Origin of the sequence: Clostridium sp. (assembly GCF_026168755.1) — a bacterium.
In the GTDB taxonomy this organism is placed as follows: domain Bacteria; phylum Bacillota; class Clostridia; order Clostridiales; family Clostridiaceae; genus Clostridium.
Genome location: NZ_JAPFDR010000006.1, coordinates 34,234 through 49,984, shown reverse-complemented (window position 1 = coordinate 49,984; position 15,751 = coordinate 34,234). Strand labels below are relative to the sequence as shown.

The 15,751-nt window shown below is 28.4% G+C and carries 14 protein-coding genes and 1 other annotated feature; of the genes, 3 read left to right on the top strand and 11 right to left on the bottom strand.

Annotation, left to right across the window (positions count from 1 at the left end; genetic code table 11):
- Window positions 1–69: 69 nt before the first annotated feature.
- The 5 genes from Q0Y03_RS03995 to Q0Y03_RS03975 all read right to left on the bottom strand — a co-directional run bounded on the left by Q0Y03_RS03995 (window position 70) and on the right by Q0Y03_RS03975 (window position 6,007).
- Window positions 70–1,011 (bottom strand): carbohydrate kinase, encoded by a 942-nt coding sequence (locus tag Q0Y03_RS03995; protein WP_297712530.1) that lies wholly within the window; start codon window positions 1,009–1,011, stop codon window positions 70–72.
- Window positions 1,012–1,038: 27 nt separating this feature from the next.
- On the bottom strand, window positions 1,039–2,508 hold the full coding sequence (locus Q0Y03_RS03990) for a glycoside hydrolase family 32 protein (protein ID WP_297712529.1): 1,470 nt from the start codon (window positions 2,506–2,508) through the stop codon (window positions 1,039–1,041).
- Window positions 2,509–2,598: 90 nt separating this feature from the next.
- Entirely contained in the window at window positions 2,599–4,194 is a 1,596-nt protein-coding gene (locus Q0Y03_RS03985; protein ID WP_297712528.1) for an extracellular solute-binding protein, read from the bottom strand.
- A 19-nt stretch (window positions 4,195–4,213) separates the two neighbouring features.
- Window positions 4,214–5,110: a carbohydrate ABC transporter permease gene (locus Q0Y03_RS03980; protein ID WP_297712527.1), complete on the bottom strand. Its 897-nt coding sequence runs from the start codon at window positions 5,108–5,110 to the stop codon at window positions 4,214–4,216.
- Between the two features lie 12 nt (window positions 5,111–5,122).
- The gene (locus Q0Y03_RS03975; RefSeq protein WP_297712594.1) at window positions 5,123–6,007 is read right to left on the bottom strand and encodes an ABC transporter permease subunit; all 885 of its coding nucleotides are present in this window, start codon (window positions 6,005–6,007) and stop codon (window positions 5,123–5,125) included.
- A 396-nt stretch (window positions 6,008–6,403) separates the two neighbouring features.
- Here Q0Y03_RS03975 and Q0Y03_RS03970 point away from each other — a divergent pair, with 396 nt between their 5' ends.
- From Q0Y03_RS03970 to Q0Y03_RS15500, 3 genes are all read left to right on the top strand, one after another.
- Window positions 6,404–7,450 (top strand): LacI family DNA-binding transcriptional regulator, encoded by a 1,047-nt coding sequence (locus tag Q0Y03_RS03970; protein ID WP_297712526.1) that lies wholly within the window; start codon window positions 6,404–6,406, stop codon window positions 7,448–7,450.
- A gap of 344 nt (window positions 7,451–7,794) precedes the next feature.
- Window positions 7,795–8,238 carry a DDE-type integrase/transposase/recombinase gene (locus Q0Y03_RS03965; protein ID WP_297712525.1) on the top strand — a complete coding sequence of 148 codons (444 nt, stop codon included), beginning with the start codon at window positions 7,795–7,797 and terminating at the stop codon, window positions 8,236–8,238.
- An 8-nt stretch (window positions 8,239–8,246) separates the two neighbouring features.
- The gene (locus Q0Y03_RS15500) at window positions 8,247–8,393 is read left to right on the top strand and encodes an IS3 family transposase (RefSeq protein WP_363318707.1); all 147 of its coding nucleotides are present in this window, start codon (window positions 8,247–8,249) and stop codon (window positions 8,391–8,393) included.
- A gap of 80 nt (window positions 8,394–8,473) precedes the next feature.
- Here Q0Y03_RS15500 and Q0Y03_RS03960 read toward each other — a convergent pair whose 3' ends face one another.
- The 6 genes from Q0Y03_RS03960 to fliB all read right to left on the bottom strand — a co-directional run bounded on the left by Q0Y03_RS03960 (window position 8,474) and on the right by fliB (window position 15,707).
- Window positions 8,474–9,454: a LacI family DNA-binding transcriptional regulator gene (locus tag Q0Y03_RS03960; RefSeq protein WP_297712523.1), complete on the bottom strand. Its 981-nt coding sequence runs from the start codon at window positions 9,452–9,454 to the stop codon at window positions 8,474–8,476.
- Between the two features lie 401 nt (window positions 9,455–9,855).
- On the bottom strand, window positions 9,856–11,031 hold the full coding sequence (locus tag Q0Y03_RS03955; protein WP_297712522.1) for an aminotransferase class I/II-fold pyridoxal phosphate-dependent enzyme: 1,176 nt from the start codon (window positions 11,029–11,031) through the stop codon (window positions 9,856–9,858).
- A complete protein-coding gene (locus Q0Y03_RS03950) occupies window positions 11,028–11,510 on the bottom strand; it encodes an Lrp/AsnC family transcriptional regulator (RefSeq protein ID WP_297712521.1) in 483 nt (160 codons plus the stop codon). The genes Q0Y03_RS03955 and Q0Y03_RS03950 overlap by 4 nt, the downstream gene beginning before the upstream one ends.
- A 43-nt stretch (window positions 11,511–11,553) precedes the next feature.
- Window positions 11,554–11,844, bottom strand: a binding site (T-box leader).
- Window positions 11,845–11,969: 125 nt separating this feature from the next.
- On the bottom strand, window positions 11,970–12,545 hold the full coding sequence (locus Q0Y03_RS03945; protein WP_297712520.1) for a histidine phosphatase family protein: 576 nt from the start codon (window positions 12,543–12,545) through the stop codon (window positions 11,970–11,972).
- A 146-nt stretch (window positions 12,546–12,691) separates the two neighbouring features.
- Entirely contained in the window at window positions 12,692–14,296 is a 1,605-nt protein-coding gene (locus Q0Y03_RS03940; protein WP_297712519.1) for a family 20 glycosylhydrolase, read from the bottom strand.
- Window positions 14,297–14,462: 166 nt separating this feature from the next.
- The gene (gene fliB / locus Q0Y03_RS03935; protein ID WP_297712518.1) at window positions 14,463–15,707 is read right to left on the bottom strand and encodes a flagellin lysine-N-methylase; all 1,245 of its coding nucleotides are present in this window, start codon (window positions 15,705–15,707) and stop codon (window positions 14,463–14,465) included.
- Window positions 15,708–15,751 lie beyond the last annotated feature (44 nt).

Here is a 15,751-nt window from a genome sequence, read left to right as displayed (position 1 = left end):
TAATAAAAAATGAAGTACTTAATTCCATCTAACTATGTATATAAAAAGTACTTCACATTAAGTTAACATCTATTCATTTATTTTCTCAATATATTTGAAAACTTCATCCCATGTTGGAATTGAATCAAGTGCTCCTATTTTAGTTGTTGTTATCCCTCCTACTATATTTGAAAGTTTAACAATTTCCTCAATATCTCTTTCTGGTTCATTAAGGACTTGTGCAAGAACTGCTCCCATAAAAGCATCACCAGCTCCTGTTGCATCTTTCATCTTTAACTCCTTAGTTGGAATTAACACTTGCTTTTCTTTATTTGTTAAAAGTGATCCTCTCTTTCCTAATGTTACAATAAGATTCTCACAACCTAGCCCTACTATATATTGACTTGCTTCTTTAATATCATCTATTCCACTAATTAATTGAGCCTCTTCCTCACTTAGTTTAACTATATTGCTATCTTGAATAAACTCCTTACAACACTTAATAAACTCACTCTTAGCATTTCCAAATAAACTCTTTCTATAATTTGCATCAAAGGATATTAATTTATTATTCTCTTTTGCGTATTCTTTTAATTTATAATAGGTATCTCTTAGACTTCCTCCAAGAAATGCGGTGGCACTTCCAAAATGGTACAAATCAAATTTTTCCAATTTATCTTTTATCATATCAAATGTCAAACACTCATCAGCATCTCTTGAAAATTCAAAATCTCTTTCACCATCTTCCATTAATGAAACAAATGCAAATGTAGTATTATTTTTTAACTTAAACATAAGATCTGTATTTACATTATTCTTTTTTAATGTATCTTCTAAAAATTCACCAAATGCATCATTTCCTACTGTTCCACAAAAGTATGCTTTTGCTCCTAGCTTAGAAATAGCTGCTGAAACATTAGCAGGTGCTCCACCAGCTTTTTTTATAAATTTATTTGTTTCTTTTAAACTTTTCCCTACATCCAATGCTACAAAATCTATAAGTACCTCACCAGGGCATATAACATTTTTCATAATAAACTCACCACTTTCACTACTAAATTAAAGAACTATATCGTGCTTTTCAACATTAATAATTGATTTTCCATTTGACTCAAAAGTAATATTTTGAGCATCTAATGGTGTATAAAATGTTGATGTCATTGTTTGCTGACCATCATTAATAAATATCTCTGCTGAATATCTATCTAATACAATTCTAAGCTTAATTTTACTTTCTGAACCTTTAATTCTCATATCTCTTTTATGAATCATATTTTTAAGTTTTCCAGAATAACTTCTGTCAAAAGTAAGTAAATTATGAATTGGATTATAATTTATTAAAGTTTCATGTTCATCATCTTTTGCCAACCTTATTATAAACTCCTTACTGTCTTTTGCATCAATCTCTAATGTTAAATCTAATATTCTACCACTTATTCCCTCTAAAGATATTTCATCTTGTACTTCAATATTTTCATATTTAATAGTATTTTTATGATAATTGCTTAACTCCCTAACAGGGGCTTGAATAACCATTCCCTCCCTTAAATTAAGCTCTCTTGGTATAGTCATCATTCCACACCATTTAAACTCATCTGGAACTATTTTATTTTCCCAAGTTTGCATCCATCCTATCATTATACGCCTTCCATCTTTAGTTTCTAAAGTTTGTGGTGCATAAAAGTCTAATCCTCCATCTATAAGTTCTTCTGTCCTTCTTTCAAAAACATTATTTTCTTTATTATAATTTCCTGTTATAAAAATGGAGTTATGTCCATTATGATATCCTTTTTCATTAGCTCTAACCTCCATTGGTGAAATTATAAGAACATGTTCTTTATCAAGTTCAAAAAAATCTGGACATTCCCACATAGTTCCTATCTTATTTTCACTCTTATCAAGTACAGTTACTAATTTCCATACTTTTAAATCCTTTGATTTATACATAAGTATTTGTCCACTATTATCAGCAGCTCTACTTGCAATGACTGAGTAAAACCATTCACCTTCTTTCCAAATCTTTGGATCTCTAAAATCTTCTTTGCTACTTCCTTCTGGTAATTGTTCATGAGTTATTACTGGATTGCAATCTAACTTTTCATAATTTATTCCATCTCCAACTGCTATACATTGAGTTTGCCTAACAATTTTACTTCCACTATTATCTACCTTTTCTAATACTCCAGTATACATAAGTATATGCTTCCCATCAGCTTCTACTGCACTCCCCGAAAAGCATCCTGACTCATCATACTTTTCATCTGGTGCAATAGCAATAGGTAACTGTTCCCACTTAATAAAATCTTTTGACTTACTATGTCCCCAATGCATCGGTCCCCAATATGTTCCATATGGATGATATTGATAAAACAGATGATACTCTCCTTTGAAAGTCGAAAACCCATTTGGATCATTTATCCATCCTATAGGTGCACATAAGTGAAATTCTTGCTTTTCTTCTTTCAATATATTTTTTATATTATTATCTTCATATTTTCTTGCTCTTTCTAAAATCGATTTATTTTCCATAAACACTTCTCCCATACTGCTAGAACATTGTAGAGGATATATTAACTTCATAATCATATTTAACTTTCAATATATCCCCTATTGCCCTAATTATTTATAATATTCATCAAAATATTTTTGTTTAATTTCTAAAGCCTTAGATAATCCTAACTTTTCCATCTCTCCTAAATATGAATCCCATTCTTCTTCAATTCCACCATTAAGTATCCATTCAGCCCTTTTACGATCTGTATATCCTCTTATAGCAGTTTCATATTGAGTTAATGATTCTGTATCTTCAATAGACATAAATACTAATGGATAAATGTAATCTGCATTCATGTAATCTACATAATTTGAATGTAAAATATCTAATCTACTTTGTGCATCTTCTGGGCATGTTGTATAAACTCCATAATATTCATTAAGAACTGCTAGTGGCCCACCTACATATTGATTAGCTCTTGTTTCCCAAGGTGAAGCTCCTTCTAAATCTAAATGAGCCAATGTTCCATCTTCTTTTAACTCAAATATATTTTGTTTATTTTCTTCTCCATAAGTTCCCCAATTATCTTGAATTGATTGAAGTGGTTCATATAATTTATCCACCCATTTTGCTGTTAACTCTAAATTTTTATTTGCAGTTGTTATAACAGATCTACCAACTTGAAATCCATATGAATTCCATCTAGTAATATTTTTTTGTCCATCTGGCCCAGATAATGCTGGAAGTGGAACATAATCTTCAACGTTAGATACTATATTTGCACTATCCCAAGAGAAAAATAAACCATATTTATTATTTTTCCCTTTATTTACATATGTTGACCAATCTTGTGTAAATGCCTCTGCATCTATAAGACCAGCCTCTTGTAAACTGTGTAGCCACTCAACTCCCTCTTTATAATCTTCTTGAACTGTTGAGTATATAACTTCTTTATCATTAGTTACTATATAGTGATCACCATTATCTCCATATCCAAAAGCACCTAATAATACACTTGGATCTTCACCCCCATTATTTAAAATAAATGACATAGGAATAGAATCTGGTATATTTTCTTTAAATGCCTTTAACGCATTCTCTAATTCTTCTATAGTATCTGGAACCTCTAATCCCAATTGATCTAACCATTTTTTATTTATATAAGGAATATTAGACACAGATTGAATAGCTTCTTTTCCTGTACCTAATTCTTCTATCCATGGAAAAGAATATATATGTCCATCTGGTGCAGTAATCATCTTTCTATAATCTGGATTTTTCTCTAATATTCCTGAAAGATTTGGCATATATTCATCTATTAAATCTTCTACAGGAGTGATAATACCCTGCTTTGCATAACGAAGTAAATCATAATTACTCATATCTGCATCGAATACTAAATCCGGTAGTGTTTCCTTTTTAGATAATGCTAAATTCTTTTTATCACCAAACTGATCATCAACATAACATGTCCAATCAACTTTAACATTTGTTTCTTCTTCTAATCTCTGAAATATAGCTCTCTTACTTGGATCTTGTTCTGATATTGCAGGTGCATGAGTTAACATTTTTAATGTTACTGTTTCTTCTAAAGGAAATGAAACATCCTTAATAGTTACACTTTCATTATCCTTTGTTTTACTCCCACATGATATCATTGTTATAGACATCATTGTTGCCATAGTTAAACTTAAAATTCCTTTAATTAATGGTTTTCTCATAAAAACATCTCCTTTTCTATTATCCTTTTACTGAACCTATCATAATTCCCTTATCAAAATATTTTTGGAAAAATGGATACATTATTAATAATGGTAAACTAGAAATAACTATTGTTGAATATTTTAATAATTCAGCTATTTTAGCCATTTCTGCTGTACTTTGTATATCAGCAATCATACCTGTTGCTGGTGTGTTTTGAATAAGTATTGACCTAATTACTAATTGTAACGGTTGTAATGATGCATCATCTAAATAAATCATTGCATCAAAATAACTATTCCATTGACCTACAAATTGGTACAACATCAATACAGCTATTATTGGTTTACATACAGGTAAAACAATCTTAAAGAAATTAGTTATTTCACTAGCACCATCTATTGACGATGCTTCTCTTAGTTCTTTTGGTAAACTTCTAAAATAAGTTTTAGCCAACATTATATTCCATACATTTATTGCACCTGGCAATATTATTGCCCAAGGTGTATTTAATAGATGTAACTTGTCCATTAAAAGATATGTTGGCATTAATCCACCACCAATAAACATTGTTATAACATAAAGCATATTGATAAATTTTCTTCCTACAAACTCTTGCTTTGAAAGCGGATATGCCGCAAAAAGTGTAGCTACAACAGATATAACAGCAAATGATATAGAGTAAAAGATAGAATTTATAAATCCTCTTAAAATCATATCATCTTGAAAAACTCTATTATATCCTTCTAATGACCATTTACTAAAATTAAAACTAATTCCCTCATTATTAAGAACTGTAGGATCCATAAATGAAGCTACTACTACATATATTAATGGTATAATAATTAGAAGTACAAACATCGCTAATAAAACATAACCACTACCCATTATTAGTTTATCTGATACAGATAGACTTGACTTTCTTTTCTTTTTCATCTTATTAACCTCCTATAATCCTTGTACTTCTTCATCATCCTTACTTAATTTATTTGCAGCTGTATTAACTATAATTAGTAATATTACATTAATTATGGCATTAAATAACCCTACTGCTGTTGAAAAACTATAATCTCCCATTTGTAACCCCATTTTATACACATATGTTGGTAATATTTCTGAGGCCGGTAAATTTAAATTATTTTGAAGTGCCAATGCTTTTTCAAAACCTATACTCATAATACTTCCTGCAGATAATATAAATTGAATTACCATTATAGGTTTTATTGCAGGTATATCAACATTCCATATTTGTTGAAAAATATTAGCTCCATCTATAATTGCTGCTTCTGTAAGTTCTTTGCTTGCATTTGACAATGCAGCTGTATATATTATCGAAGCCCATCCTGCTCCTTGCCATATTCCACTTGCAATATAAATAGTTCTAAAGGCCTCAGGCTTTGCCATAAAATTAATTGTTGTTCCAAATAATTGATTAATTGGCCCTACTGGTGATAAAAATATAATTATCATACCTGATATAACTATTACCGAAATAAAGTTTGGTGCATAAATTATAAGCTGTATATTTTTTCTTATCCTTTCACTTTTAACTCTCGATATTAATATTGCTAATATAATAGGTATAGGAAATCCCCACAATAACCCAAATACACTTAATTTAAGAGTATTCATTAATAAATTCATGAAATCTGGTGATGATAAAAATCTAGCAAAATGTTTAAATCCAACCCACTCACTACCTAAAAGACCTTGAATTGGACTATAATCCTCAAAGGCCATTAATATACCCCCAATTGGAATATACTTAAATATAATCAATAATAATAGCGGTGGTAACATAAAGAATAAATACAATTGATAATTTTTTCTCATATACCCTAACTTCTTCTTAAAGTTCCCTTTTGTTTTCTTAATTTTATTTACTTTTTTAATTTTTTCATTTGTAACTTTAATACTATTTCCAATCTCACTCAATACAAATCCACCCTCCCTAAAATCATTTACAAACTCAAAATAGTTTTTTTACATTTGCACAATATGTAAACATTTTCTCCTAGTTACAACTAAATGTTACCATTGTTTTTCTATGCTGTCAACATTTTTTGTTACATTTAAATATATTTTTATTACTTTTTATCCATATTTTATTTTACATTTGTAACATAAATAAACAAATTATCATTCTACTTTTTCTTTATTTATGCTATAATATTTATACAAGCATTAAACTTAGGAATAATTAATTTACATTAAAGGAGTTTATTAAAGATGGAAAACAAAAAAATAAGACTTCAGGATATTGCAGATAAATTAAATATATCTAGAAATACAGTTTCTAAAGCTCTTAATAATACAGGAGTTATTTCAGAAGAAACTAAAAACAAAGTCATACAAACAGCTATAGAAATGGGCTACAAACAATTTTCATATATACAAACAAATTCTTCATCTAAGGAATATTTAAAAAATAAAGAAATAGCATTGTTTACAAGCAATATGCCAACAGGCTCTCACTTTGGAAGTAACTTTTTATCTGGATTTGAAAAAAAAATGAGCTCTTACGGAATTAAACTTTCTATATATTTAATAAGAGATTATGAACTTCAAAACTTAACATTACCTAATAGCTTCAATCCAGATTTAGTCGATGGGATACTTTGCATAGAAATGTTTGATAGAGCTTATAGTAACCTTATTTGTTCTTTAAACTTACCTACACTTTTTGTAGATTGCTCCCCAATCAAGGATAATACTAACTTAGCCGCTGATATAATTTTGATGGAAAACTTCTCAAGTGTATATACTCTTACAACAGACTTACTAAATAATAATATTACAAATATCGGATTTATAGGGGATAATACTCACTGTCAAAGCTTTTATGAACGTTGGCAAGGATACATAACTGCCTTATTAGATCATAGAATACCTTTTACATTGGATAATTCAATTTTAGAAAACGATAAAAATCCTTATGGAAATTCCTCATGGTTAATCGAAAAACTAAAAAAGTTGCCTTCATTCCCTCAAGCATTTATTTGCGCAAATGATTTTATAGCAATCACATTAATAAATGCATTAAAAGAATTAAATTATTCTATACCTAAAGACGTTATTGTTTGTGGTTTTGACGATTGTATGGAATCAAAAATCATAGCCCCTAAACTTACAACAGTATCAATAGAAAGTTTTGAAATGGGTAAATCTGCAGCTAAAATACTTCTTAATAGAATTAAAAATGTTGATTCTCCATTTTCTATAACCTATGTCAAAACATCTATTATTTATAGAGACTCTACTAACTTTATTCTTTAGATAAAGTAAATTCTATATCATTTACAATCAAGAAAATAACTTACTATAACGCATATTATTAAATTTTCTATACTTTTTATATAGTAACTTTATAAAAATAATCCGTATCATTAATAATATGTTCCACTTATAGTAGACAGTTAAAATAATAAAACTATTATTAATGGAATATGGTCATTAGCAGATATATGTTTAAAATACAGTATTTCTAGCACAAGTATTATCAAGCAATGTATAAATAAGTATAATAAATGTCATAAAACATATAAATCTCTTAATAAAAAAGGGGATCATATTATAGAATATTAACCTCAAACTATAATCATAAACGTATATACAGACTTATGAAATCTGTAAAACTTGCTGCTGTTATTAGACGAAAAAAGAAACGATACATTCAAAGTGCTCCGCAGATTACAGCTGAAAATATATTAAATAGAGAATTTGTAGCTGATAGAGCAAATGAAAAATGGCTAACAGGTGTTACTGATTTTAAATTAACTAATGGAAATAAAGCTTATTTAAGTGCAATGCTAAATCTTGGTGATAACAGTATTATTTCTCATGTATTAGGTAAATCTAATAATAATAAATTGGTTTTTGATACCTTAGATAAAGCCATTGAAGCTAATCCTACCGCAACGCCACTATTTCATAGTGATCGCGGATTTCAATATACATCTAAAACATTTAAGTATAAACTAAATGCAACTAATTCAACACAGAGTATGTCTAGGGTTGGTAGGTGCATTGATAACGATCCTATGGAGGCTTTTGTGGGACCTTAAAATCTGAAATGTATTATCTAAGAAAGTTTTCTACTTCCGAAGAACTTGAACAAGCTATAGACAAATATATTAAATTTTACAATATAAAAAGATTACAAAAGAAGCTAAAAGGTATGACTCCTATTAAATATAGAAGCCACACCTTAACAGCTTAATTTTATATTATTTACCCTGTCTACTTGACAGTAGTCACTTCACTTAGTTTATAAATATATTTTTTATTTATTGCTCAAAATTATTTTGTACTATTCCTAACAACTAATTCTATAGGTAATATGGTTTGCTCATTTACTTCTATATTCTTATATTTACTATCTATCAATTCAATTGCTAATTTAGCCATTTCCTTAATTGGCTGATGTATAGTTGTTATAGTTGGTGTTGTTAATTTAGCTATTTCAACATCATCAAATCCAACTAACTTAACATCACTTGGAATTCTAATATTTAATTCATTACAAACTTGAATAACCTGTGCTGCAATTAAATCACTACTAGCAAATATCCCATCAATATTTTTCATTTCGTTAAGTGTATCTTTTATATATTCATAATAATTCATTTCATTATATGTATTTATATCGTATTTTCTAATAAAGTACTCAACATTCTTTTCATTGCATATATCTATAAATGCTTTTTCTCTATTATCTGCAGGCATATCTTCATCAATTACTCCACTAAAATGTAATAATCTTTTACAACCACAATCTATTAAATGCTCTGTTGCAATCTTTCCTCCTTGATAATTATCACATTGAATCCCTAGCTTACCCTCTTCAAAGTTTTTCTCTAATAAAACTACTGGAATATTGCCAGTATTAATTTTATTTGATTCAACATTACCACTACATAAAATTATTCCTGCCACTCTATTGCTTTTGCACATATCCAAGTACTGTTTTTCTTTTTCAGCCTTTTCCTTACTATTGCATAAAATTATCTTATAACCACTTTTAGCTGCTTCATTTTCTAAATTACTGATTAGCTTTGCAAAATATGGATGAGATATATGTGGAACTATTACACCTATGGTGTTACTTTTTTGCTTTGTTAACGAACGAGCTATTTCATTAGGTTGATAGCCTAACTGATCCATTGCTTCATTAACCTTATTTCTAGTTTTTTCACTAATATACCCTCTATTGTTAATTACACGTGATACAGTAGTTGGAGTAACACCTGCTAGCTTTGCAACATCTACTATTGTAGCCATCTTTCTATTCTCCTATCATAATTAATATTAATAATTATAATAAAATTTCACCTCCGAGGTCAATCCAAATAATGTAAACAACTCCAAGATTAACCTAAATATTGAATTAACCCCGAAGGTGCTTATATTATTTGTTGTATTTTTATTATTTAATATAATAATTCAAAAATAATTGTTGATTATTCATTCATTAATATTATAATTAGGATATATAATTTTCATTTTTTTCTATTTAAACTAATAAATTACTATATTATGCTTCAAGGAGGAAATTATGAATAAAAATTTATTTGCTCAAACTCCACCCATGGGATGGAATAGTTATGATTACTACGATACTACTAATAACTTATGGAGATTTTATTTAGTTTATATTTTTATTATAAACACTCTATATAAGCTTATTTATTATTCACTTCTTCATCTAAGAATTTTTCAATTCTCTTAAGTGCCTCTATTATGTTTTCCATAGAAGATGCATAACACGCTCTAATAAATCCTTCCCCACATTCACCAAAAGCATTTCCTGGCACTGCTAGTACCTTTTCCTTTAATAAAAGTTTTTCACAGAACTCATATGATGTCATTCCAGTAGATTTAATACATGGGAATACATAGAAAGCTCCAAGGGGTTCAAAGCAATCTAGTCCAAGCTTTCTAAATCCATCAACAAGAACTCTTCTTCTTCTATTATATTCCTTAACCATCTTAGTAACACTTTCATCACCATTCTTTAAGGCTTCAATTGCTGCAAATTGCGCTGTTGTTGGTGAACACATTATTGCATATTGATGAATCTTCTTCATAGCATCTAAAAGTATTGGATGCCCACATACATAACCTAATCTCCACCCTGTCATAGCATAAGACTTAGAGAAACCATTTATAACAAGGGTCTTTTCCTTAATCTCAGGAAAGCTTGCTATAGATACATGTGGTTTATCATAAGATAACTCTGCATATATTTCATCTGAAATAACAATTATATCCTTGTCCTTTAATACTTCAACAAGTGGAGCTAATTCTTCTCTTGTCATTATTGCTCCTGTTGGATTATTAGGAAATGGTATAATAACTACTTTTGTTTTTTCAGTAATTGCTTCTTCTAATTCTTGTGCTGTTAACTTAAAATCATTTTCTGCCTTAAGATTTATAACCCTTGAAGTAGCTCCAGTAAATGCTGTACATCCCTTATATGCAACAAAACTTGGCTCTGGAATAATAACTTCATCTCCAGGTCCAACTAAAGCCCTAAGTGCAATATCAATCCCTTCACTACCACCAACAGTAACTAAAATCTCATCCTTTGGATTATACTTTAAATCAAATTTTCTATATAAATACTTAGCAATTTCTTCTCTAAGTTCTATAAATCCTGCATTAGAAGAATAATGAGTATCCCCTTGCTCTAATGAATATATTCCTGCTTCCCTAACATTCCAAGGTGTAACAAAATCTGGCTCTCCTACGCCTAAAGATATTACCCCTTCCATTTCATTTACTATATCAAAATATTTTCTTATACCTGAAGGAGGCATTTCCTTAACTTCTTTTCTAATCATATTTTCTAGCATCATATAAATATTACCTCCCTGTTAGGATTTTTCTTTTCTTTAAATATAGTTCCATGATCTTTATATTTCTTTAATACAAAATGTGTTGCTGTTCCAATTACATTATCTTGTACTGCTAATTTTTCTGATACAAACATAGCAACTTCCTTCATTGTTTTTCCTTCAACTATAACAGTAAGATCAAAACCTCCTGAAGACATTAAATAACATGCTTTAACTTGATCAAAATTATATATTCTTTCTGCTACTTTATCAAAACCTTCTCCTCTTTGAGGTGTTATTTTAACTTCAATAAGAGCAGTAACTGTTTCTTTACCTGTATTTTCCCAATTTATAAGAGTAGTATATCCCGCTATTATGCTTTTTTCTTCGTAATCTCTAATAGCTTCTCTAACTTCCTCTACAGTTTTCCCTGCCATTACGGCTATTTGCTCATCACTATATCTACTATTCTCTTCTAAAATCTCTAAAATTTCTTCCATAACTAGCCCTCCTTATAATAAAAAAAGCCCCATCCCCCTATAAAAAAGGGACGAAGCTATAAAATTCCGCGGTACCACCCTCATAAGTAAATCTCTTTACTCACTCAGTAAGAATACTTCTGAAACAACTCCTTATTCAATAAATTAAGTTGCAAATTCATATTCTATTCCTTATAACGTTAGGATATACGTCTTTACCTACATTAAGAGTATTTCTTAGTTCTCAGTAAGCGATTCAAAGGCTGCTTCATAAAAGTATTACTACTAAGTTACACCTACCCTTAGCTCTCTAAAAGTAATTACTTAAATTACTCTTCCTTATCATAATCTTTAATTTTATTTTATTAAAATAAGATATTTCTTTTATAATATTATCTATTATATCTATTTTTAAGTCAATAAAAAAATAACCTTATTTTACGCTTTTTAATATATAATGTGAATATAAATTAATAAATTCTAAAATCTAATAACTTCAACAAGATTAAATACTTTATTCTCATATTCATACTTAAAAATACAACAATTAGGAAATCCCTTTTTAAGTTCTGTATTTACAAATTCATCATCATGCCAATTTCTTAAAAAATGATAGCAGGCTCCTGCATGTGATACTGCTAGTACTGTTTGATTATCTTCTTTTTCCATAATTTCAATACATGTATTTTTTAAACGCTGTTTTACTTCTTCTTGTGTTTCCCCACCATAAGCTTTAAAAAATGTTGCATATCCACCTGAAGTCTTTGGATTTAAATCTTCACTTTCCCCTTCAAATACACCAAAATCCATTTCTTTTAATCCCTTTAATCGTGTATATTTAACCTTATAATCAGTAACTATTTCTAATGTATCACAACTACGTTCTGATGTTGAACTATAATAATTATCAAATTTAATATCTTTTAAAAATTCACCTGCAACTTTTGCTTGCTCTCTTCCTAACTCAGTTAAAGGTGAATCACAACTTCCTTGTATTTTTCTTCTTAAATTAAATAAAGTTTGTCCATATCTCATTAAATATAAAATCTTTTTCATTGTCCTCTCTCCCTTAAGTATACTTAAAATATTATCTATTTCACTTAAATTTTACACATTGAAGTTAACTCCAAGTCAAGAGTTTTGTTTTAAAATTTATAGAGAAAGTAAATTCACTTTCTCTATAAAAATAAGTTATTCTTTTATTATTGTTCTCTCCATTTATAATAATTTACACCTTCATTTGTTAATCTTTTTTCTTGTGAAGCTAACCTTACCTTATATTCATCCCAATTTCTATTCTCTTTAGGTGTCCATCCTATTTCAGCATACCCTGGTAATCTTGGATATATCATATAATCCATTTGATCTTGTGTTGATATTGTTTCTGTCCATAATGGTGCCTCTACTCCTAAAACTAAATTCTTTGGTGCATAATCTGTTGGATCCCACTTATATGCTACATCAACTGGAATATATCCTGCCCAATTAAGTCCATAAGGTGTTTCCTCATTATACTTCATATCTAAATAAGCTTTACTTGCAATTGATACAAGTATTTTCATATTCTTTTTTACAGCTTCTTCATTTGAATCTTGCCAGTTTTGAAGTATTACACTTGATCTTATTTCAGGAGAAGTATCTATTGGATCCCACCCTATTGATATCTTTCCATACTTTTCTGCTATTTTAGCTACTCTTCCTACAAAATAATCATAATCTTCCTTTTTAGTATTAAGTGCTTCATCTCCTCCAATTTGAAAATATTTTGATGGAGATATTTGCGAAACCTCATTAAATACATCATCTATAAATTCATAAGTCTTTTCACTATGAGCCATAAAAGAACTAAATCCTACCTCTGTTCCTGTATATAAAGGAGCTCTTTTACCATCTGGATTTAAAAATCCATAAGAAGCTAATGCTGCATTTGTATGACCTGGCATATCAAACTCTGGAACTATTTCTACATATCTTTGCATTGCAAAGTTTACTATATCTTTAAACTGCTCTTGGGTATAGTATCCACCTGGTCCTCCACCAACTTCAGTGCTTCCACCTATAAGTGTTAAATCAGGATATTTCTTTATTTCAAGACGCCATCCTTGGTCATCACTTAAATGTAAATGAACTTTATTTATCTTATATTGTGCTGCTAAATCTATTTGCCTCTTAATTTCATCAACAGTAAAAAAATGCCTTGCAACATCTATCATTAATCCTCTATAACTATACTCTGGTTTATCTTTTATTACTGATGCAGGTGCAGTCCATTCTATATTATCAACAACTGTATTACTATCAATTTCTGGTGGTAACAATTGTCTTAACGTTTGAACTCCTCTTGATATCCCTTCTGGTTTATAAGCTGTAATTTTAATGACTTTTGAAGTGGTATCTATTTCATATCCTTCATTACCTAATTCTTCGTTTGAATTAATAGTTGTTAAGTAAATACTTCCATCTACTGGTTTATCACTTGTAATAATTTTCAAACCAAATCCTGTTGATGCATTTAATTTTTCCCTTATAAACTCTGCAATCCTCTTAATTTGCTCAGTTTCTTCATCATTTTTTCCTTTTATATAAATAGCACTATCTTTTGTTAAAGTAAACTTTCCTTCTTTACTTTTGTAACTCATTGGCTTTGGAATAATATTAATTTTCTCTACACTCCCTTCCTCATTAAAAACCCCTTTTAAATCATAACTATCCATCATATATATTCTAAAACATATCACAGACATAGTTACTATTCCCATTATTATTAATAGAAGTGTTATTTTATTCCTTTTAAATATATTTTTCATATGTACACGTCCTTAAAATTTATATTCTTTAATAGCTGAATTTATTATGTTTTACAATTTTTATTATTTGTCTTTATTCTTGTAATAATACAAAATTATTTACATATTTTATATAAAAAAGCTACCAATACTGATTTTATATAACTCAATATTAGTAGCCTTAAACTTATAAAATAGTCTTTGCAAACTCCATATTATCAAATTCTTTTCTCTTAATATAATGTAATGAATCTATTAAATAACTCTTATGATGCTCAATAGTTTTTGAAAATACTTGTATCAATTCAACCATATTCTTATCTCTTTCTTCTTTATTATATAAATATAATCCAACTAAATAGAATCTTATAAAACTAAACCTTATTATAAGCATCATATAACTATCAAAAAATGATAAAACCTCATTAAACGGGAACATATTATTATAAATAAAATTAACTAAATAGTTTTCTAAGATATAGCTATATTTATCAAAATATTTTTCATTATACTCTTCAAAAGCTTTTATATAAAATTCTGATTTATATTGGATATTTTCTTCTTCACAAAAACCATAGCCATTTAGCATTCTACTTGTATATTCCTTAAATCTAAAACTTTCAACATCCTTATCTACTCTTAATATTTTAAGCATCTTTTTAAATAGGTCTATTTGTATTATATAGTTCATGTTGCTATTTCCTAATAATAAATTAAGATCATCATTTGAATAAGCCTTAGCAAATAAACCAACATCATAACTTTCTATAAATTTAATTATATCATTATTATTTTCTACTTCTTCCTCAAGTTGCTCCACAAAATGACCTAATGAATATAATCTTTCACTTATAGTAAATCTTCTATCTTGAATAATTTTTATACAAAAATCCCTTATTTCTTTAAAATATTTTAAAGGTGTATTTTTTACTTCTTTTAAATTTGTATTTATTTGTGCAGATATTATATGTTTTCCTAGTTCTTCTTCTTTATTAACAAATTTTATTCCTTCTTCTTTTAATAAAATAAGTCTTGCTGCTTCCGGACATGCCACATCAAGAGATATTTCGTAGATTTCATCTATTTTATTAATTACTCTTGGAAAGCATGTACAAACATTTGAAAGATAATCTTCACCTAAGTTTGAATGAATAACACAATAATTTTCTTCATCTAAAAAAGGACATCTTTTATCTCTTTTTAATTTAACTATTCCATAATCAATATCTTCACTACTACATCTTTCGTTATTTTGAACATTTTTTTGAAACATTCTCCTCATTTCTGGATCTTGAACTTTAAAATATCTTTTAAAGGTTACTTTATCTATATCTATATTCCATCCAATACAGCAACTATCTTCACATTTTCCACCTATGCATTTAAAATCTTCAAAATACATTGGATATCTCTTGTTAATCTTTTTAGTCATTGTTTACTTCCTTTGATTATACTGTTATTTAAATTTAATTATAT